Here is a 19,479-nt window from a genome sequence, read left to right as displayed (position 1 = left end):
GCATGGCATGTATTTTGCGCGTTTTGCATCGAAGCGAATGCTGTCCGATCGCGGCTTTTCAGTGGCCGAATGGCGTCGGTCTGTTGCGGGCGGGAATGCGCCTTTCGTTTCGAGCGTCCACGGCATCGGTGGCCAGGAGAGCCCGCCGGAGAGGTTGCCGGGGGCTCGAGGATGTGTTTCGGGTTGACTGCGGTCGTCGGATCAGTTGCGGTCCAGCCACACGGTCTGCGCGTTGCAGAACTCGCGGACGCCGAAGTGCGACAGCTCACGGCCGAAGCCGCTTTTCTTCACGCCGCCGAAGGTCACCCGTGGATCGCTGGCGCAGTAACCGTTGATGAACACGCCGCCGGTTTCCAGTTCGGCGGTCAGGCGTTCGGCCAGGGCCAGGTCCTGGGTGTAAATGGTGGAGGCCAGGCCGAATTCGCTGTCGTTGGCCAGCGCCAGGGCGTGTTGCGCATCCCGGGCGCTAATGATCGAGGCCACCGGGCCGAACAGCTCCTGCTGGAACGAGGTCATCTGGTCGGTGACGCCGGCCAGCACCGTAGGCTGATAGAAGTTGCCCGGCCCTTCGGCCTTGGCGCCGCCCAGCAGCAGGGTCGCACCTTCGCGCAAGGTGGCCTGCACCTGTTCGTCCAGCTCGTCGCGCAGGTCGAAGCGCGCCATCGGGCCGATGTAGGTGTCATTAGCCAGCGGGTCGCCCACCAGCAGCTTGCGGGTGGCGGCGACGAACTTCTCGGTAAAGGCCTCGACCACCCCTTGTTCGACGATCAGCCGCTTGGCGGCGGCGCAGACCTGCCCGGTGTTCTGGTAGCGGCCGATGACCGCGGCCTGCACGGCGGCGTCCAGGTCGGCGTCGTTGAGCACGATAAAGGGATCGGAACCGCCAAGCTCGAGCACGCATTTCTTCAGGGCCGCGCCGGCCTGGGCACCGATGGCCATGCCGGCGCGCACGCTACCGGTCAGGGTCACGGCGGCGATCCGTGGGTCGGCAATGGCCCGGGACACGCCGTCCGGGGTGACGTTGATCACTTCGAACACGCCTTGGGGGAAACCGGCGCGCTGGAAGGCTTCCAGCAGCAGGTAGGCACTGCCCATGACGTTCGGCGCGTGCTTGAGCACATAGGTATTACCGGCGATCAGCGCCGGCACCGCGCCGCGCAGCACCTGCCAGACTGGGAAGTTCCACGGCATCACCGCGAGGATCGGGCCCAGCGGTCGGTATTCGATGCGCGCCTTGCCGTTCGGCACCCGGGCCGGCTCGGGTGCGAGCATCGCCGGACCTTCGGCGGCGTACCATTCGCAGAGCTGGGCGCATTTCTCGATCTCGCCGCGGGCCTGGGCGATCGGCTTGCCCATTTCCAGGGTGATGCTGCGGGCCAGGGTTTCGCCGCTGTCGCGCAGGGCCTTGGCCAGGGCGAGCAGCAGGGCCGAACGCTGTTCGAGGCTGCTGCGGCGCCACTGGGCGGCGGCCGCGGCGGCGCGGGTCAGGGCGGCGTCCAGCGCCTCGGCGGATTCATAGGGGTAATGGGCGATCTGCTCGCCGCTGGCGGGGTTGATCGAAAGGGCGTGGGTCTGGCTGGAAACCTTGGTCATGGCGGCGTCCTGTGAGCTGAGGAATGGCCGCAGGTTAGGCTGGCAGGTTGCTTATGAAAACTGAATAATAAAGAGCATATCTTTCACGTTTGGAGAATGAGATGGATCTGGTGCAGCTGGAAATCTTCAAGGCGGTGGCCGAGCAGGGCAGCATCAGCGCGGCGGCCCAACTCATCCACCGGGTGCCTTCCAACCTGACCACGCGGATCAAGCAGCTGGAGCAGGACCTGGGGGTGGAGCTGTTTATCCGCGAGAAGAGCCGCCTGCGCCTGTCGCCGGCCGGCTGGAGTTTTCTCGACTACGCCCGGCGGATTCTCGACCTGGTGCAGGAAGCGCGGCTGACGGTCGCCGGGGAAGAACCCCAGGGCCCGTTTTCCCTGGGCTCCCTGGAGAGCACCGCGGCGGTGCGGATTCCGGCGTTGCTGGCGGCCTACAACCAGAAGCACGCCAAGGTCGAGCTGGACCTGTCCACTGGCCCCTCCGGGACCATGATCGATGGCGTGCTGTCCGGGCGCCTGGCCGCGGCCTTCGTTGATGGCCCGGTGCTGCACCCGAGCCTGGAAGGTGTGCCGGTGTTCGATGAGGAAATGGTCATCATCGCACCGCTGGGGCATGCGCCCATCACCCGTGGGCGCGACGTCAACGGCGAGAACATCTACGCCTTTCGCGCCAACTGCTCCTACCGCCATCACTTCGAGCGCTGGCTCAGCGAGGATGGCGCGGTACCCGGCAAAATCCATGAAATGGAGTCCTACCACGGCATGCTGGCCTGCGTCAGTGCCGGCGCCGGCCTGGCGCTGATGCCCCGCAGCATGCTCGACAGCATGCCGGGCTGCGGCACGGTGAGCATCTGGCAGCTGGCGCAGCCGTTCCGCTTCCTGCAGACCTGGCTGATCTGGCGCCGCGGCACGGTCTCGCGCAGCCTGACCCACTTCGTGCACTTGCTGGAGGAGCGCGGGGCGCTGCTGGATAGCCCGCTTCCCGAACTGCAGCCCTAGGACGTCGGCACGGTCTGGTTGCGCCCCGCGCGCTTGGCCATGTACAGCGCCGAGTCGGCCTGCATCAGCAGGCTCTTGAATTCGGTGGAGGCGGGCACGCAGCTGTAGACGCCGAGGCTGACGGTGACCAGGCCAGCGGGGTTCTCCGTGTGCTCGATCGCCAGGTCCAGCACCGCCAGCCGGATGTTCTCGGCCAGTACGTAGGCACCGCCGGGCTCGGTGTCCGGCAGCAGGATCGCGAACTCCTCGCCGCCGTAGCGCACCACCAGGTCCGAGGGTCGGCGCACGCACTGGCTGATGGCCTGGCCAACGGCGCAGATGCAATGGTCGCCCGCCACATGGCCATAGTGGTCGTTGAAGCTCTTGAAGAGGTCGATGTCCAGCATGATCAGGCTGATCGACGAGCGCTGCCGGGACGCCCGCAGCCACTCCAGTTCCAGGTTGCGCTCCAGGTGGCGCCGGTTGGCCAGGCCCGTCAGGCCGTCCTGCAACACCAGGGTCTCCAGCACCGCGCGCGCTTTCTTCAGATGGTTTTCCACCCGCAGGCCCTTGCGCACCTGTTTGAACAACAGGATGCCGACCAGCAGGTTGATCAGCAGCACCACGGCGATCATCGCGGTCATCTTGTAGGTGTCGGCGCGCCAACTGCTGAGAATGGATTCCCGGGAGTTGGCCGCCGCCACCACCAGCGGGTACTTGTACAGCACCCGGTAGCCGAACAGGCGGTCGACGCCGTCGATGATCGACTTGACCATCACCGAACCGGCGGGGGCCTTGGGGATATGGACGGAGAAGATTTCGCCCTTGGCCAGGGACGTGCCGATCAGTTTTTCGTCGAACGGCCGTCTGGCGATGAGGGTGCCCTGGGGCAGGGCGAGGAAGATCGCGCCCTGGTCGTCGATGTTGAAGCGAGCGAAGAACTTGTCGAAATAGTCCATCTTGATACTCGCCAGCACCACGCCCTTGAAGTGGCCCTGGGCGTCGTTGACCCGGCGCGTGAGGGGGATGACCCATTCGCCGGTGGTCCTGCTGCGCAGGGCCGCGCCGACCCGCGGCGACAGGGTCACGTTCTCCTGGTGGAACTTGAAATAGTCGCGGTCCGAGTTGTTCGCCGCCACTGGCTGGTAGTCGAAGGAGGTGAGTATCCAGCGGCCCTGCTGGTCATAGAAGAACAGGCCATGCAGCTGTTCGGTGGTGAACACGCGCTTTTTCAGCAGCTTCTGGGTCTTTTCCAGGGCCTGGGGCGACTGGTCGTCGAGGCGCTCTATCAACTCTTCCAGGATCAGGTTGGCTTCGTCGAAGGTATCGGTGGCCTGTTGCGCGATGGACAAGGCCAGGTTGCCGGAGGTCAGCCGGGCCTGCTCCAGCTCATGGGCCTTGCTGTTGGTGACCTGGATGCCATAGATGCTCAGGATCGAAATCGTGACCACCATCAGGAAGGCGATGGTGATCGCCAGTACGGGAAGTCGTTTCGACTCCAGGGCAATGTCCTCGGTGCTGCTGTCGGGTATTCCGTCCACGGTCTTCCTTGTCTTGCCTGGAATGAAACAGGGCTGTCGTCAGGATCCTCGATGACAGCGGCCGTCCGGGTTGAAAAAAGTCGCAAGGGTATCAGTCACGATAGCGCAGGGTTTCCAGCAGCAGGGCAAAAGTCGGCTGCCGCCAGGCGCATGCGAGATGTCCGGGTATTGCGCCGGTACTTTCTCGAAGCATCGATGAGGGGCCGTCATGAATGTTTCATGATTCTAGCGGCTAATACTGGGAATGCGCCGGTAGCTGAATCTCATAGCTGCCTGTCGAGCGCAGCCGCACAGGCCTCCCACCCGGACTCCTCAGTTCTTCCAGGCAAAAAATGAAGATTCGCCATTACCTGCTACCGTTGATTGCTGGTACAGCAATGTACTGCTTCGCAAGGAGTGAAGCGCATCACAGGGTCAACCTGGGCAAGAGCGGCATAGAACAACGCTCAAACTATTCAAGGAACGAATTGTGACGCTCAATCTTTTGGGAACTGGCCTCGAGCCTTTGGTTCCGGAGAATCCCGCGGCCATTGCTCGCCCTGTCATGGGGGTGGCGCTGGCATGAAGATTCTGATCACCGGCGCGGCGGGTTTCATTGGCTTCCATACGGCGACCCGGCTCTGTCAGGCCGGCCACGAGGTGGTCGGGGTCGACAACCTGAATGATTACTACAGTGTCGACCTCAAGCTGGCGCGCCTTGGGCAATTGCGCCAACACAGCAACTTCACCTTCGAAAAACTCGATATAGCGGACAGACAGGGCATGCGGGCGCTGTTCCAGGGGCAGCGCTTCGAGCGGGTGATCCACCTGGCGGCGCAGGCCGGGGTCCGCTATTCGCTGGAATGTCCCGACGTCTACGCGGACTCCAACCTGACAGGCTTTGTGAACCTGCTCGAAGGCTGTCGGCACAGCGCCGTGGGCCATCTGGTCTATGCCTCCAGCAGTTCGGTGTACGGCATGAACAGCAAGCTGCCGTTTGCCACCACGGACGCCATCGACCACCCCATCTCGCTCTATGCCGCGACCAAGCGGGCCAATGAGCTCATGGCCCACACCTACGCCCATCTTTACGGCCTGCCGAGCACCGGGTTGCGCTTCTTCACCGTGTACGGCCCCTGGGGACGGCCGGACATGGCGCCGTTCAAGTTCACCAAGGCGATCCTCGACGGCCAGCCGATCGACATCTACAACAACGGCGATATGTCGCGGGACTTCACCTACATCGACGATGTGGTGGAAGGGATAGTGCGCATCCAGGACTGCCTGCCCATCCCCGACGAGCGCCAGGCGAACGGGCAGGGCGCACCCGCGGCCCCCACCAGGCTCTACAACATCGGTTTGGGTTCGCCGGTGCGGCTGCTGGACTTCGTCGGTTGCATCGAGGCGGCGACCGGTGTCGAAGCGGTCAAGCACTACCTGCCCTTGCAGCCCGGCGATGTGCTGCAGACCTGGGCGGACGTCGACGACTTCGCCAAACGGGTGAACTTCCAGCCCAGCACGCCCCTGAGCGTGGGGGCCAGGCATTTCGTCGAATGGTATCGGGACTATTACCGGGTATGACCCGTGCCGTCGTACCTGAACACGGCAAGACGACCACGCATTGCCGCATAACCAGAAGATCAATCCGTCAGTGAATCCATTATGTCGAATACACCCTACGTCTCAGTGCTGATTCCGGCCAAGAACGAAGCAGAGAACTTGCCCTACCTGCTGCAGGAGGTTCGCCAGGCACTCCATGGCGAGTCCTTCGAAGTGATAGTCGTCGATGACGGCAGTACCGATAACAGCGCGGCAACCTTGCTGGCGCTGAAGAACTCCGGCTATTCGCAACTGCGCATCCTCAGCCATGACCGTTCCCTGGGCCAGAGCACTTCGATCTACCACGCCGCTCAAGCCGCGCAGGGCAGGTGGCTGGCGACCCTCGATGGCGACGGGCAGAACGATCCGGCGGACATTCCCGGCATGCTGGCGATCGTCCGCGCGAGCCAATGCCCCGGCGACCTCAAGCTGATCGCCGGGCACCGGGTGAACCGACGCGATAGCGCCAGCAAGCGCTGGGCCTCGCGCTTCGCCAACAGACTGCGCGGCCACCTGCTCAAGGACCAGACCCCGGATACCGGCTGCGGCCTGAAGCTGATCGAGCGCGAGGCTTTTCTACGCCTGCCTTATTTCGATCACATGCATCGCTTCATTCCAGCGCTGATCCAGCGCCACCGGGGCCGCATGCTGGTGCACCCGGTCAACCATCGTCCGCGGGGCGCGGGTGTTTCCAAGTATGGAAACCTGGATCGCGCGCTGGTCGGCATCCTCGATCTCATCGGCGTCTGGTGGCTGATCCGGCGCACACGCTTCGATACCGCGCCTTGCGAACTGAGGGACTGAAATGGCCAAGGAAACCTTGTGGCTGGTCGTCGGCTTCGCCGGGCAACTGGTGTTCACCGGCCGCTTCGCCCTGCAATGGCTGTACAGCGAATACAAGAAGCGCAGCCTGATCCCCGTCGGCTTCTGGTACCTGAGCCTGGTGGGCAGCGCCTTGCTGCTGGCGTACGCGATCTACCGCCAGGACCCGGTCTTCATCATCGGCCAGTCCTTCGGCTTCATCGTCTACCTGCGCAACCTGCAACTGATCGCCCGCAGCAGAGAAACCAGACCGGAAGAAAACACACTCAAGGACCAGAAGGGCTGAAACGTGCGACTGACCCATTCCCCCCGCATCGAACTGCTTTTGCTGCTGTTGCTGGCGGCGCTCATGGTTGGCGCCGGGATCGGCCTGCGCCAGCCAAGTAACGTCGACGAGGAAAGGTTTCTCGGCGTCGCCCTGGAAATGCTGCAGAACGGCAACTGGTTGATCCCGCACCGCGCGGCCGAGATCTACCCCGACAAGCCACCGCTGTTCATGTGGACGATTGCCCTGTTCACGCGCCTCACCGGCGCGCCGAACCTGGCGCTGTTCCTGCCCGCGCTGATCGCCGGGGTGGTCACCACGGCCTGTCTCTACGATCTCGGCAAGCGCCTGTGGAACCGGCGCATCGGGGTGATTGCCGCGCTGCTGTTCCTGGCCACCTATCAGACCTACAGCGTACTGCGGGCCGGGCAGATCGACGGTTTCCTGTGCCTGTGGATCATGCTCGGCCTGTACGGCATGGTCCGCCACCTGCTGCTGGGCCCGGCATGGGGCTGGTTCTATGTCGCCTGCGCGGCGATGGGCTTCGGCATCATCAGCAAGGGGGTGGGCTTCCTGCCGGTGTTGATGTTGATTCCCTACGCTTATGCCGTGCGCAAGGGCTGGCCGGGCGTGGTGCGGATGCCGGGACAGGGGCGCGCCTGGTGGCTGGGCCTGGGGGTGGCCCTGGCGGCCATCGCGGTGTGGCTGCTACCGCTGGTGCTGTATGTGACCCTTTACGGTGACGAGGCCAGTCGCGCCTACGTCAGTGAGATCCTGCTGCGCCAGACCGCGCAACGCTATGCCAATGCCTGGCACCATCAGGAACCGTTCTGGTACTTCTTTCTCAAGGTCATTCCCAAATACTGGCTGCCCCTGGTGCTGGCCTTGCCCTGGCTGGTGCCTGCCTGGCGGCGTCAGTTGAGCAAGCACGATGGCCGGGTCCTGGTGCTGCTGGGCTGGGTCGTGCTGGTGCTGCTGTTTTTCACCCTGAGCAGCGGCAAACGCAAGCTCTACATCTTTCCAGCCCTGCCTGGCCTGGTGCTGGTGATGGCGCCGCTGGTGCCCTGGTTGTTGCGCCGCTGGTTCGCCCAGCGCCCACGGGCGCGGAAGGTCTTCATCGGCCTGGCGGTTTTCTGGTTCGCCGCCTGGTTCGCCCGGGGCTTCATCGAGCCGATCAAGGAACACCTCAACGTGCGCCAGGCGCTCATGGCCGAAGTGGCCGGCATGACCCAGGGCGCCGAGCTGATGCTGACCCATTGGCGCGAAGGCCAATGGCTGTTCGCCCGCCAACCCATCGTGCATTTCGGCATGGATGCGGCGCACCAGACCCAGAAGGCCGCCGACTGGCTCAGGAGCAACCCGACAGCCTTCGCCCTGATCCAGGCCGATGAACTGGCGCAATGCTTCAAACCCGACAAAACGCGAAAAGTCGATGACCACTCCGCCGGGGAGTGGTTCCTGGTGCAGGCCGAGGCCGACAACGGCCAATGCCATGAGCGCTCTGCGTCCGTGCCATTCCGTTTCGCCTGGCAACTGCCTCATCTCTGAAACCTGTAGCGATGCCGTTATCTCATCCGGGAACCGAGGCAAGGACTAGCCTCGCCCGCCAACAAGGAACGTACGATGAATACAGCTGTCGAGCTTCCCAAGGTAAAGCGCCGGTCCCGACGTTGGTTGCGCATTGGCGCCCTGTGGTCGGTGGTATTGATAGTCGCGGCGCTCGCGAGTGTTGCCGTGGTCAGGTTCCACTGGCATGACCGGCTCTACTTCTACGTCGTGAGTCAACTCGACGCCGCCCGCTGGGTCGACAAAAGCATCTGGCTCCCGGACTACAAGGTGGTGATCGAAGCCAAGCCGGTGGTGGGCATCGATGACGATCTATCGGCCATTACCTACGACTACGACCAGGACCGGCTGCTGGCCATGACCAATGCGGCGCCCTACATGATCGTGGCGTTGAGCAAAAGCGGAGAGATCATCGACCGATACCCCCTGCGCGGCTTCGACGACCCCGAGGGCCTGACTTACATGGGTGATGGGCTGATGGCCATCGCCGATGAGAACCTTCAGCAGTTGGCTTTCTTCAGGATGCCCGAACGCTCCGGCACCGTCATCGATGCCAAGGACATCCAGTTCCTTGCCCTGGGCATCAACCTGAGCCAGCACAACAAGGGGTTCGAGGGCGTGACCTACGATGCCGCCAATGATCGCTTGTTCGTCACCAAGGAGCGGGACCCGCGCCAGCTGTACGAAATATCGGGGGTGAAGAAAAGCCTCGAGGGCAAGTTGCAGATCAGGATTCTCGACCTCACCTCGTGGGTCGACCGCAGTGTCTTCGCCAAGGACATCTCGGATGTCTATTACGACCCCAATACCGGGCACCTGGTGATCCTTAGCCAGGAATCGGCGTTGCTGATCGAACTGAGCGACCAAGGCGAGATGGTCAGCTTCCGGACCCTGCTCGGGCGTTTCAGCGACCTGAAGAAAAGCACCTACGGGGCCGAGGGCCTGACCATGGACAACGACGGCAACCTCTATGTCGTCAGCGAGCCGAACCTGTTCTACAAGTTCAGCAAACCCTGAAAACCCTCGACAACGGACCGGCCTCGGCCTGATCGACAGGCCGCAGCGAAACCAGCGGGCCTGGTTTCGCTTTCGCCGGGGCTGCCCTCAGGAGCTCGAGCCAGAAGGCTCGGCTGCCTTGTCCTGGCTGTCGCTGATCAGCATCAGGTTCTGCGGCGACGACAGGGCGATGCCCACTTCGCGCAGGCGCCCGAGGATGGTGAACAGCAGGTCGCTGCGGGCGCCGGACACCGAGCGCGGGCTGCCGACGTAGCCGCTGACGCTGATGATCAGGCCATTGCTGGTCAGGTCCTTGAACGACACCGAGGTCGCCGGCGTCTTGAGGATCGCCTCATGTTCGGCATAGGCCTGCAGCAACAGCTCGCGCACCCGCAGCACATCGGTTTCCAGGGGCAGGGTCAGGGTGATGCCGACCACGCCCAGGGCATTGTCCATGGTCACGTTGCGCACGTTCTGCGAGATGAACTGCGAGTTCGGCACTATCACCGTGGAGCGGTCGGACATCTGGATCTCGGTGGCGCGCACGTTGATCCGCCGGATATCGCCCTCGACCCCGGCCAGGCTGACCCAGTCGCCGACCTTCACCGGCCGCTCGGTGAGCAGGATCAGCCCGGAAATGAAGTTCTGCACGATGGCCTGCAGGCCAAAACCTATACCCACCGACAGGGCGCTGACCACCCAGGTCAGGTTGGTCAGGTTGATCCGCAGGGTCGACATCACCACGATCGCCAGCAGGACAAAACCTATGTAGCCGACCAGGGTCACCAGCGAAGCGCGCATGCCGGCGTCCATGTTGGTCTCCGGCAGCAGCCGCTCGCTCAGCCAGCGCTTGAGCACCCGCACGGCGAACATGCCGCCGACCAGGAACGCCGCGGCCAGCAGCAGGTCCTGGGGCACGATGTTCAGGTTGCCCAGGGACCGGCCGCTGACATCCAGCTGGGCAAAACCTTCCAGCAGTTCCCCCGGGCTCGACCCGGACGGCATGAACGCCAGCAGCGCCGCGGTGAACAGCAGCAGGGTCCGGCCGATGCCGGCCAGCACGGTGGTGGCCTGGGCCTGGTGGCGTGGCGACAGGCCCAGGGCCGCCGACAGCGCCAGGCCGCCGGGCTGCTTGGGCGACAGCAGGGTTTCGCAGAGGTCGCCAAAGCAGGCGATCAGCAGGTAGGCGCTGGTGGTCACCACGCTGATCCACAGCAGCTTGACGGTGAGGAAGTACGCCAGGCTCAGGTAGCCGCTGAGCAACGACAGCAGGATCACCGCCACCCAGACCGCCACCACGAAGGGCAGCAGCCCGGCGATGCCGGCGGGGCGCTCCAGCTCGAAGCGCCGACGGGTACGGCGATGGCGCACCAGGGCGAAGAAAAAGATCAGCGCGGTGACCAGCGCCGTCAGGCCGTTGACCGCCACGGTCAGGGCCAGGCTGCTGGCGATCACGCTGTTGATCCGTTCTTCGCCGGCGGTGAGCAGCAGGGCCAGCGCCAGGATCAGCGGGAACGGCCCGAGGGCCGTGGCGATCTGGTCGGGGATAGGTGGCAGGCGCCAGGACGGCCGCGACAGCATCAACATGGCCCGGCCGAGACCGACGATAAAGGAGCAGAAAATCAGCAGGGTCAGCCACTGGCCGATCAGGTTGAGCACATCGGCGCTCAGCGTCGCGCTGTTGACCAGCCCCCAGCGCAGCAGCGAGGCGGAGACATTGATGGTGACGATGGTCGCCAGCCCGATGGTCAGCGCCAGGGCACTGCGGCGCAGGCGGCCTTCGGGCAGCCAGCGGATCATCGACCAGATCGCCAGGCGCTCCAGCAGGCGCCGGCCGACCACCCAGATCAGCGCCGCGATGATCAGGGTGGTGATGAACAGCCCGCGATTACCGGGAGCCAGCGCCGTCTCGAACCCTGTCCAGACCTCCTCGGACAGGCGGTTCAGGCGCCCGAGGTCATCCTCGGTCGGGCGGATCAGGGTGGACCAGAAGGCCGGGCTGAGGGGGCTCGCCGAGCGGGTGCTGATCTGCGAATTGAACAGGCTGCGCCGCAGGTTGATGATCTGGGCGGCGAGGTCGCGGCCGGACTGGCTGAGCAGGTTGGCCTGGCGCTCGTCTTCGAGCAGGCCGTCCTTCTGCGCCGCCAGCACCTGGCGCTGGTTGCTCAGGCTCTGCGCCTCGTCGGGCTTGGGCGGCCCGAGGACCTTGAGCTGGTCGTCCAGGCGCTCGATGTCGGTGGCGCGCAGGGCAGCCAGGCTGTCGGCCTGCTTCTGCACCTGCAACGCGGCCTGGCGCAAGTCCGAGAGCAAGTCATCGTTGCCGCTGGCCGACACGCTCTGGCGGATAAACTCAAGTCGATCGTTGAGCTGTTCGAGATCGGCGCCTTCGTCCAGTAGCGGCAACGGACCGCGGGCGACGGCCTGCGGCCCCGGCGCCTGGGGCCCGGCGAAGGCCGGTAAGGCGAAACACAACAACAGGGCCAGCAGCCCCATGCCCCAGCGGTTCTGTCTCATTCGCCGCATCTTTCATGTCCTCTTTTGCTGTTCACCGGCCCTGACGAGCATAGACCGCGCCATCCCGGCAGAAATTCCCCGCTGGGCGGCCTGCTGCCGTGGCGATCAGGGTGGCGCAGCATGCCGGTTTACGCGGCGTTCGAGAACGGGGTGGCGGTGAAAAATCCACCGAGAGTCTCCTAGGTGCAACGGATCGAGCCAGTGCAGCCAGAACCCGTGGCATTCCGAGCGTTCGCGGCTGCCCAGGCCGAGAAAAAACTTAACCTCGTAAATCGCCCCAGCTAAACGGCACCTCCGCTTGAAATGCTCCATAACCGGATCGACATGGCGATGCCTTATCCAACGCATTCTGAATAGCGATAATTCAACCGGTATTTTGGGAAAGCTCCCAAATATTTTCTTTTCCTCGCTTGTTAGCGTGAAGGCGTTTTTGCTTCCTGCATACCCATAGAAGCCTTTGCCCTCTGTGGGTCCACGCAACATGATTGGAAAAGGGACATTGGATGTTCAATGCAAGTCCACAGACGCATTTCAGCCTGACCATTAACGACTTCAAGCACGACCTTCAGGTCCTTTCGTTTACTGGACAAGAATCCATCAGCGCACCCTTTTCCTTTGATCTGGAGCTGGTTAGCGAACGGCCCGATCTGGACATCGAAAGCCTCTTGCACAAGCAAGCCTTTCTGGCCTTCAACGACCAGGGCGCCGGCATTCATGGACAGGTCTACCGCATCGCGCAAGGTGACTCAGGTAAGCGATTGACCCGCTACAGCCTTACCCTGGTCCCGCAGTTAGCCTATCTGGCGCACCGTACCAACCAACGAATATTCCAGCAGCAAACCGTCCCGCAGATCATCGCGCAGATTCTTGAAGAACACGGAATCCAAAGCAACGCCTATCAGTTTCAGCTGGGGTCGATCTACCCAGCACGGGACTACTGCGTCCAGTACAACGAATCTGACCTCTACTTCATTCAGCGCCTGTGCTGGGAAGAAGGCATCCATTACCACTTTCAACATTCAAAACAAGGCCACACACTGGTATTGGGTGACGACCAGACGATATTCCCAAAGCTGGGCAGGCCGACAGCCTATGTGCAGGACAGTGGTCTGGTTGCCGATGACCCCGTGATCAAAGGTTTTCACCTGCGCTTTGCGACCCGCACCAGTCGAACCACGCAACGCGATTACGACTTTGAGAAAGTCCGCATGACGCTGGAGGCCGACTATCGCCCAGCGACCGAGAACGGGCAGCCTGATCTGGAGGACTACCAATACCCCGGCGGTTTCCTTCAGCGCGAACGGGGCAAACTGTTGAGCCAACGGGCTCTGGAAGCCCATCGTGCAGACTACCGTCAGGCCGAAGGTAAAAGTGATCAACCCTTGCTGGTCAGTGGTCACTTTCTGGAGCTGTCCGAACACCCACGCCAAGAGTGGAATGACCTCTGGCTGCTGACCTCGGTTCGCCATGAAGGCTTGCAACCTCAAGTGTTGGAGGAAAGCCTTCCCAGTGACACCAGCGAGCGCAAGGACGATTTCCATCAGGGCTATCGCAACACCTTTACCGCGACACCCTGGGACGTGTTCTATCGCCCACAACAGGCCTACGAGAAACCTCGGATACTCGGCAGTCAGACAGCGTTGGTCACCGGCCCCAGAGGCGAGGAAATCCACTGTGACCAGCATGGGAGGGTCAAGGTACAGTTCCATTGGGACCGCGAAGGCCAGACCGATGATAAAAGCAGTTGCTGGCTACGTGTCGCCTCCAGCTGGGCAGGGACCAGCCATGGCGCGGTGACCATCCCTCGGGTCGGCATGGAGGTACTGGTTTCATTCCTGGAGGGCAACCCCGATTCGCCCCTGATCAGTGGCTGCCTGAGCAACAGCGCTAACCCTGTCCCTTACGAACTACCCGCCCACAAGACCCGCAGCGTCTTTCGCAGCCGCAGTTCACCCGACAGCAGTGGCTTCAATGAATTGCATCTGGAAGACCGTAGCGGCCAGGAGCTGATCTACCTGCGGGCTCAGCGCGATATGGAGCAGAAGGTCGAAAATGACAGTCGGTTGGAAGTCGGTAACGAACGTAAAGAAACCATCAAGGGCAACAGCATTGCCGTATTGGAAGCCGAAGACCACCGCACTGTCACCGCTGACCGCAAAGTCCAGCTCAAGGCCAACGACTATTTGTTGGTCGGTAGCAGCAGCCATACCCGCGTAGGCCAAACGCTGGTCGCCGAAGCCGGGCAGGAGGTCCACCTTAAAGCCGGAGCCAATCTGATTCTGGACGCGGGTGCGAGCATTACCTTGAAGGCCGGTGGTCAACACATCGTGATTGGCCCTGGTGGGATCTTCAGCAGTACTGATATTCAAATCGGTGGCGCCCCAGTAGAAGGGACTGCGGCCAATCCAATATTGCCAGGGGCACTGACAGCCCTGATGGCCCCTCCAGCACTCCCCCCGATGATTGCTCTGTCCCAGAATGCCCTGATGGCCGTCTCCAAGGTGAAAAGCCCTGACTTCTGTCCGATCTGCGAGGTCTGCAAAAATGGTCTCTGCCTGACTGAGGGAGCCACGGCATGACCCGCATATCGCCTCAGCAATGGATGATTGAACAACGCCGCCTTGGGTGCTCTGTGTGCTTGATTCTGGACTCTGAAGGTGAAACCGATATTCGTCAGGCGTTGTTGAACAACCGCGATGCTGATCAGTATTGCAGTGTGTACAGCGAAACGCCGGTCGCCGATCTGGCGAATGCAGGGCCCTTTATATTCCTCATCGACAACCCTGAAGATCGGCGCTTGAACGAGTTGCTCAAGGTGCCTGAAAGGAACTGGGGTTGGCTGGCCAGTGTTGCACCGAAAGCGGGGCGGAACGAGCTGGTCAGACATTGGCGCGAACGGCTGATCGTCGGGATACGACCCCATCAAGCGCTCTACCGCTTTCACGACAACCGCGTGCTGAGCCGCGCACTTGGGCACTTGGCCGCCGGGGCCCTGCCGGAATACCTGGGGCCTGTAATCAGCGTCTGCTACTGGCAGGGAGAACACTGGCAAGCCCGTGCCAATCCGGCTCCAGGCAACTATCCAGTCCCCAAGAACCCTGCATGGTGCAACGTGCCCGCTGAGGGCGACCAATCGGCCCACCTACGCGAGGTCAATGCCCGCCGCTATCTACTGGCGCAACACCTGGATGCCTATGCGCGAATTGCCGAGCAACAAGACCCCGATCTATGGCTCAGCACGCATTTGGCCCTGGCTGATGCCTGGAGTTGGCAATCGCCGGAGCAACTGGAGTTCTTGTTGGTCCAGAGTTTAAAGGAAACAGACGGTACACTTGCCGCGCGCTGGCAGGCGCACCCCGATGAAACTCCGGCAGCTCATTTCCAGCGGGTTTATCAGGCAACGCAATTTTGGCAAGGAGACGCCTCGTAATGACACGAACATTTAAAGGCCTGTTTTTGGGCTCCTGCATGGTCCTGGTAGCAGGGTGCACTATTGGTCAATCGGAAAGCTTTACCTTCACGGCTGATCTGCCTCCTAACTTCGCTTATTACGCGATAGCTAAATATGCACCTGCCGAGGGAGAAACCTGTACGGTCACCCTTGATGACAATCCATACCTTGGTTTTAACCGGGAGTGGCGCACCGAATACAAACCAGAACATGAAGTTCCAATTTACCGAACAGTCAAAGGCTGCCGACTGGCAATCTATAAGATTGACTTGGAAATCAACGCCACCTACGGCAAAGACCGTGGAGACTTCAGCGGTGATACGACAGCAGTTATTATTAGAAAGGAACTGAAAGAAAAATATAAAGGAACTTTTTATACTGCTGAAGAAAGCGCCATAAATGGTCAATGTCAATGGCTGTTCCGTACTGTTGGCCCTAAGCGATATATAAGAAAACTGCTCGATTGCAAGAAGGTTGATGCTCAGGGAATGGTGGCGAAAGGGCGTCCCGTTGGGGCTTACACCCTGGATCAACTACCAGGTAAAACCGTGAAACTGAAGATCAAGCTGGCTGATGAGGAAGCACCGGGGTGGGGTGACACCTGGGTCAAGGTGCCTAATGGCTGGAAGCGCTGCCTGGGCAAAGGCCTTGAAGATCAACACGGTTATTGTCACGGCAATTACAAAGATTTCAGTACTTTCAAAATGCCGGATGACCGTACTTGTACCATTTACCCTGGCTGCACAGAATAAGGAAATCACTTAATGGCTACTTTGGATGAAGAACTGAAGCACCCGCTAAACAGCCGTATGTTTACCTGCCCTGTTCAAGGCAAATGGACCAGCTTCCAGTTGGTGGATGAGATGGGTGAAGGACAGCCTTATGCTGGGCTGACCTACAAAGTTATTGATACCGAAGGCTATACCTACGAAGGCAAACTCGATAGCACGGGGACAGGCAAGGTAGAAAACCATTTTGCAGGCCCAATAGCATTAATTCTTGATCAAGAATATAGCGGCGAGAGCCTCCCCTATGAAGGCTTAAAAAATCGGAAATACTACCCTCTCCCAATAACAGAGTTGCAAGTCAGAGCGGAGCAAACCCGTTACGCTCATAAAGATGGCTTTCGGACCCAAAGTAACCCGGCGCAAGCCTGTGCGGATTTCTTCTGCCAAGTCGAAGTGCGTCATTTCGTCGAACATGTTGCGCACTTACCACCTGAGGTCGATTGTCACTACCCACTCCGTCCGGGATGGGCCAAACTGATGTGCGAACATGGCGAGCGCGGTGTCTGTCTGCTGCCCAACAAGCACAACGTGTTGGAGGTTCGCCCTTTACGGGCCTTGCGCCCGATGCTCTCCACCGATTCACAGTTCTGTGCATTGAATCTGTATCAACTCGCCATCATGGCCACCTTGAGCTACAACCCGTTTGGTCAGGAACCGGATAAGACTCCAATCAAGGAGAAGGCAGTAGGTTTCCCGCAGAAACCGAGCATGGGTAACTGGTTTGGCGACGCCCTGGCCAAGTTCGATGAAATCTGGAAGGTGGACCCTGGGCAAGCCAAGGCGTACTACCCGCTATATGAAGACGTGCCGTACTCCAAGCGTCTGGAAATCGTGCCGTTTGACCCTGACCTGTACCCATCGAACAGCCCGGATTTAGAAGAAGATCAGGAAACCCCTGCCAGTATTCATTTTCTTGATGATCGAGGCCAAAGCAAGGATACCGACACGCAAGCGTTTATCACCCATAACGATGAGCTGGTCCTGATTGCAGTACGCGGCACCAATGAGAAATTAGCGGATGGACTCCGTGATGCTGATGCGCTTCAGGTTCCATTTACACAAGGTGTCGGCCAAGTTCATCGTGGATTCTATGACGCAGCGCTGAAGGTCTATGACCTCACGCTCAAGTATCTCGACAAGTTCTACACCGGGCAGAAACTGATCATTTGCGGCCATAGCCTGGGTGGTGCTATTACCTTGCTGCTCTCGGAGATGCTACGCCGCCAGAAAGAATATGAAGTCGACATCGTGCTGTACACCTACGGTTCCCCAAGAACCGCCGACGCGACCTTCGTAAAAGGCGCTAAAGCCCTGACACATTACCGCATGGTCAACCATAACGACCCAGTGCCAAGCGTGCCGGGGACCTGGATGAACACCAAGCCCAAGGTGTATCTCGCGGGAGCAGCACTCAGCTTCGTAAACGTCCCTGTTGGCCTCTCGGTGTTTGCTGCGGGCATTACCAACCTGAGCGGTGAGCCATATGAACACCACGGCATACTCCGTCACTTCTTCCCCGTAGATTTCGGAGGGAAAGAAGAGTCCTCGATTCTCTGGGCACCGTGCTGCGACACCATTACCCAGCACGCCGCCTGCACCCTGGCCGTACAGCAAATCAATGGACTCCCCGACCGCCCCGGGCTGATTTCCCAAGCGTTTCATGGCGGCAACCATTCAATGGTGGGTGGCTACATTCCCAGTTGCTGGGCCACTCTTCGACGCTGGCAAGAAGCGCTGGAACTCAAGCGTTCTCTGGTTACCGACAGTGAGTTCAAAGCGATAGATGGCCAGCTGAAACGCATTACCGACCAATTGCGCAGTCGGCGCAGTGACTTGCGAGCCCGCCCTGACAAGTACGTCGAGGCCCATGAACCTGCTATTGATGCATTCAGTCGCGAGGTCGATAAAGTGCAAGAGACCCGTGACCGATTAGGGACTTTGCGTCAAGAGAAGGTTAACGAGGCGAAGGTCTATGGCTCACTAACTCAACACGCCGAAGCACTGGCAGACAACTTGCGTCGCTGGCAGGCTCACCCGGAAAACAGAGTGGCCGAACAACTGGCCATGGCCCCCACTGCGAATACAGATGATGGTCTGATGGCTTCGATCTACGGACACACCATTGGTGCGCCACATACGCTTGATATTGACGCACTCATCTAAACCGAAACGATTGCAGCAACGCTACTGAATGCTTGCCTGCAAGGATATCCAGCAGCCTGAATCTCTACGGCTTAAAGAGCCCTTCAAGAGCCTTCGCTACGGTCTCAACGGGCACTCCAGAGTCATAGATGTCAAACGTAATCGTCCCCGAAGGGTGCCCCTGAGCCTGCTCAGCGCCGCCTACCGCGATAGGCCCCTGGCGGCAGTCCGGTCCACTGTTTGAAGGCGCGCTGGAAGGCGCTGGGTTCGGAGTAGCCCAGGCGCTCGGCCAGCTCGGCGACACTCACCGAGCCGCGCGCCAGCAGGGTGCAGGCCAGGTCGCGGCGCAATTCGTCGCGCACCCCGAGGAAGGTCACGCCCAGGGCGGCCAGGCGGCGGGCCAGGGTCTGGCGGGAAATGCCCAGGGCCTTGGCTGCCTGGATTTCCGACAGCCCGGCAAAGGGCTCGGCGGCGCATAGCAAGGCACGCAGGTGGGCTTCGAAAGTGGCCAGCGGGCCGGGAGCGATCACCGCCGGCAACAGTTGGCGAGCGAAGCGCGCAACCTCCGCCGGCCGGCGCATCAGCGGCGCTTGCAGGTTCGCCGCGGGCAGCTCCAGCCAGGCACCGGCGCCAAAGGTGGGCTGGCGCCCGAACAGAAAGCGCGTTTGCGCGGTGAAGCCGGTGAGCTGCCGGGGCAGGACGATTCGCCGCAGCGGCAGGGTTTCGCCGGCGAGCCAGCTCCCGGTATGCCAAAGCGACAACAGCAGCATATGCGGCCACAGCACCGAGTCGGTCTGGGCCCCGGGCCGGGGTGTCAGCCGCAGGCGGGCGATCTTGCCCTCGGTTTCCAGGCGCCAGGGCGGCGCATCATCGAACAGTTTGTAGAAGCGCGCGGCTTCGTCGAAGGCATCGGCCAGTGTCGGCAGGTGCACCAGCAGGCGCAGCAGTTGCTCGAAGCAGCCCAGGGGCACGGGGTGGGCGAAAAAACCGAAGGCTTCGTCGGCGCCGAGGCCAACGCTCAGGCGGCTCAAGGCCCGGTAGTTGAGTGGCGCGACACGATAGCCGTCGCGCAGGGCTTCTATCGGCAAGTCGCAACGCTCCAGCAGGGCCGCGCGTGCGTCGGCATCGAGGCGCAGCTGGCCCAGCATCTCGCGCACAAAACGCGCGGGAATGGTCGGGGCGACGATCCAGTGCGGGTAGGCGCGGGTCATGTCAGTTGAGGCAAAGCGTCATTGGCGGCCACTCC

At 61.4% G+C, this 19,479-nt stretch carries 14 protein-coding genes; 10 read left to right on the top strand and 4 right to left on the bottom strand.

Annotated elements, in window-relative coordinates; genetic code table 11:
* Positions 1 to 201: 201 nt before the first annotated feature.
* Entirely contained in the window at positions 202 to 1,593 is a 1,392-nt protein-coding gene (locus C4K38_RS16025; protein WP_053279235.1) for an aldehyde dehydrogenase family protein, read from the bottom strand.
* A 101-nt stretch (positions 1,594 to 1,694) separates the two neighbouring features.
* Between C4K38_RS16025 and ptrR the strand changes: the two genes are divergently transcribed.
* Positions 1,695 to 2,591: a putrescine utilization regulator PtrR gene (ptrR, locus tag C4K38_RS16020; RefSeq protein ID WP_053279234.1), complete on the top strand. Its 897-nt coding sequence runs from the start codon at positions 1,695 to 1,697 to the stop codon at positions 2,589 to 2,591.
* On the opposite strand, the gene C4K38_RS16015 is transcribed toward ptrR, so the two are convergent.
* Positions 2,588 to 4,111 (bottom strand): sensor domain-containing diguanylate cyclase, encoded by a 1,524-nt coding sequence (locus tag C4K38_RS16015; RefSeq protein ID WP_053279233.1) that lies wholly within the window; start codon positions 4,109 to 4,111, stop codon positions 2,588 to 2,590. The two genes, ptrR and C4K38_RS16015, sit on opposite strands and share 4 nt — an antisense overlap.
* Positions 4,112 to 4,672: 561 nt before the next feature.
* On the opposite strand from C4K38_RS16015, the gene C4K38_RS16010 reads away from it, so the two are divergent.
* The 5 genes from C4K38_RS16010 (at position 4,673) to C4K38_RS15990 (ending at position 9,359) form a co-directional block, all read left to right on the top strand.
* Complete coding sequence (locus C4K38_RS16010; protein WP_053279232.1) at positions 4,673 to 5,671, top strand: NAD-dependent epimerase; 999 nt, start codon at positions 4,673 to 4,675, stop codon at positions 5,669 to 5,671.
* Positions 5,672 to 5,752: 81 nt separating this feature from the next.
* On the top strand, positions 5,753 to 6,493 hold the full coding sequence (locus tag C4K38_RS16005) for a glycosyltransferase family 2 protein (protein WP_053279231.1): 741 nt from the start codon (positions 5,753 to 5,755) through the stop codon (positions 6,491 to 6,493).
* Position 6,494: 1 nt separating this feature from the next.
* Positions 6,495 to 6,797, top strand: coding sequence for a lipid-A-disaccharide synthase N-terminal domain-containing protein (locus C4K38_RS16000; protein WP_053279230.1), 303 nt, complete (start codon positions 6,495 to 6,497; stop codon positions 6,795 to 6,797).
* Between the two features lie 63 nt (positions 6,798 to 6,860).
* Positions 6,861 to 8,324 carry an ArnT family glycosyltransferase gene (locus C4K38_RS15995; RefSeq protein WP_053279610.1) on the top strand — a complete coding sequence of 488 codons (1,464 nt, stop codon included), beginning with the start codon at positions 6,861 to 6,863 and terminating at the stop codon, positions 8,322 to 8,324.
* Positions 8,325 to 8,399: 75 nt separating this feature from the next.
* Entirely contained in the window at positions 8,400 to 9,359 is a 960-nt protein-coding gene (locus C4K38_RS15990; protein ID WP_053279229.1) for an SdiA-regulated domain-containing protein, read from the top strand.
* 87 nt (positions 9,360 to 9,446) lie between these two features.
* On the opposite strand, the gene C4K38_RS15985 is transcribed toward C4K38_RS15990, so the two are convergent.
* Positions 9,447 to 11,861 carry a DUF3772 domain-containing protein gene (locus C4K38_RS15985; RefSeq protein ID WP_053279228.1) on the bottom strand — a complete coding sequence of 805 codons (2,415 nt, stop codon included), beginning with the start codon at positions 11,859 to 11,861 and terminating at the stop codon, positions 9,447 to 9,449.
* Positions 11,862 to 12,355: 494 nt separating this feature from the next.
* Between C4K38_RS15985 and C4K38_RS15980 the strand changes: the two genes are divergently transcribed.
* From C4K38_RS15980 to C4K38_RS15965, 4 genes are read left to right on the top strand one after another with little or no spacing between them, the layout of a single operon-like run.
* Positions 12,356 to 14,431, top strand: coding sequence for a type VI secretion system Vgr family protein (locus C4K38_RS15980; protein WP_053279227.1), 2,076 nt, complete (start codon positions 12,356 to 12,358; stop codon positions 14,429 to 14,431).
* Positions 14,428 to 15,282, top strand: coding sequence for a DUF4123 domain-containing protein (locus C4K38_RS15975; protein WP_053279226.1), 855 nt, complete (start codon positions 14,428 to 14,430; stop codon positions 15,280 to 15,282). The genes C4K38_RS15980 and C4K38_RS15975 overlap by 4 nt, the downstream gene beginning before the upstream one ends.
* Positions 15,282 to 16,055, top strand: coding sequence for a hypothetical protein (locus C4K38_RS15970; protein WP_081001516.1), 774 nt, complete (start codon positions 15,282 to 15,284; stop codon positions 16,053 to 16,055). The genes C4K38_RS15975 and C4K38_RS15970 overlap by 1 nt, the downstream gene beginning before the upstream one ends.
* 12 nt (positions 16,056 to 16,067) lie before the next feature.
* Positions 16,068 to 18,254 (top strand): lipase family protein, encoded by a 2,187-nt coding sequence (locus tag C4K38_RS15965; RefSeq protein WP_053279225.1) that lies wholly within the window; start codon positions 16,068 to 16,070, stop codon positions 18,252 to 18,254.
* A 170-nt stretch (positions 18,255 to 18,424) separates the two neighbouring features.
* Here C4K38_RS15965 and C4K38_RS15960 read toward each other — a convergent pair whose 3' ends face one another.
* Complete coding sequence (locus C4K38_RS15960; protein ID WP_053279224.1) at positions 18,425 to 19,444, bottom strand: helix-turn-helix domain-containing protein; 1,020 nt, start codon at positions 19,442 to 19,444, stop codon at positions 18,425 to 18,427.
* Positions 19,445 to 19,479: the final 35 nt, after the last annotated feature.

Source organism: Pseudomonas chlororaphis subsp. piscium (genome assembly GCF_003850345.1).
Lineage (GTDB): Bacteria > Pseudomonadota > Gammaproteobacteria > Pseudomonadales > Pseudomonadaceae > Aquipseudomonas > Aquipseudomonas piscium.
This window is presented reverse-complemented; position numbering and strand designations above follow the sequence as displayed.

What these genes read in the sequence shown, in the direction of transcription:
- C4K38_RS15990 (WP_053279229.1), top strand. Translation starts at nt 8,400, where the DNA reads ATGAATACAGCTGTCGAGCTTCCCAAGGTAAAGCGCCGGTCCCGACGT.
- C4K38_RS15980 (WP_053279227.1), top strand. Translation starts at nt 12,356, where the DNA reads ATGTTCAATGCAAGTCCACAGACGCATTTCAGCCTGACCATTAACGAC.
- C4K38_RS16025 (WP_053279235.1), bottom strand. Translation starts at nt 1,593, where the DNA reads ATGACCAAGGTTTCCAGCCAGACCCACGCCCTTTCGATCAACCCCGCC.
- C4K38_RS16000 (WP_053279230.1), top strand. Translation starts at nt 6,495, where the DNA reads ATGGCCAAGGAAACCTTGTGGCTGGTCGTCGGCTTCGCCGGGCAACTG.
- ptrR (WP_053279234.1), top strand. Translation starts at nt 1,695, where the DNA reads ATGGATCTGGTGCAGCTGGAAATCTTCAAGGCGGTGGCCGAGCAGGGC.
- C4K38_RS15965 (WP_053279225.1), top strand. Translation starts at nt 16,068, where the DNA reads ATGGCTACTTTGGATGAAGAACTGAAGCACCCGCTAAACAGCCGTATG.
- C4K38_RS15960 (WP_053279224.1), bottom strand. Translation starts at nt 19,444, where the DNA reads ATGACCCGCGCCTACCCGCACTGGATCGTCGCCCCGACCATTCCCGCG.
- C4K38_RS15970 (WP_081001516.1), top strand. Translation starts at nt 15,282, where the DNA reads ATGACACGAACATTTAAAGGCCTGTTTTTGGGCTCCTGCATGGTCCTG.
- C4K38_RS16005 (WP_053279231.1), top strand. Translation starts at nt 5,753, where the DNA reads ATGTCGAATACACCCTACGTCTCAGTGCTGATTCCGGCCAAGAACGAA.
- C4K38_RS15975 (WP_053279226.1), top strand. Translation starts at nt 14,428, where the DNA reads ATGACCCGCATATCGCCTCAGCAATGGATGATTGAACAACGCCGCCTT.
- C4K38_RS15985 (WP_053279228.1), bottom strand. Translation starts at nt 11,861, where the DNA reads ATGCGGCGAATGAGACAGAACCGCTGGGGCATGGGGCTGCTGGCCCTG.
- C4K38_RS15995 (WP_053279610.1), top strand. Translation starts at nt 6,861, where the DNA reads ATGGTTGGCGCCGGGATCGGCCTGCGCCAGCCAAGTAACGTCGACGAG.
- C4K38_RS16010 (WP_053279232.1), top strand. Translation starts at nt 4,673, where the DNA reads ATGAAGATTCTGATCACCGGCGCGGCGGGTTTCATTGGCTTCCATACG.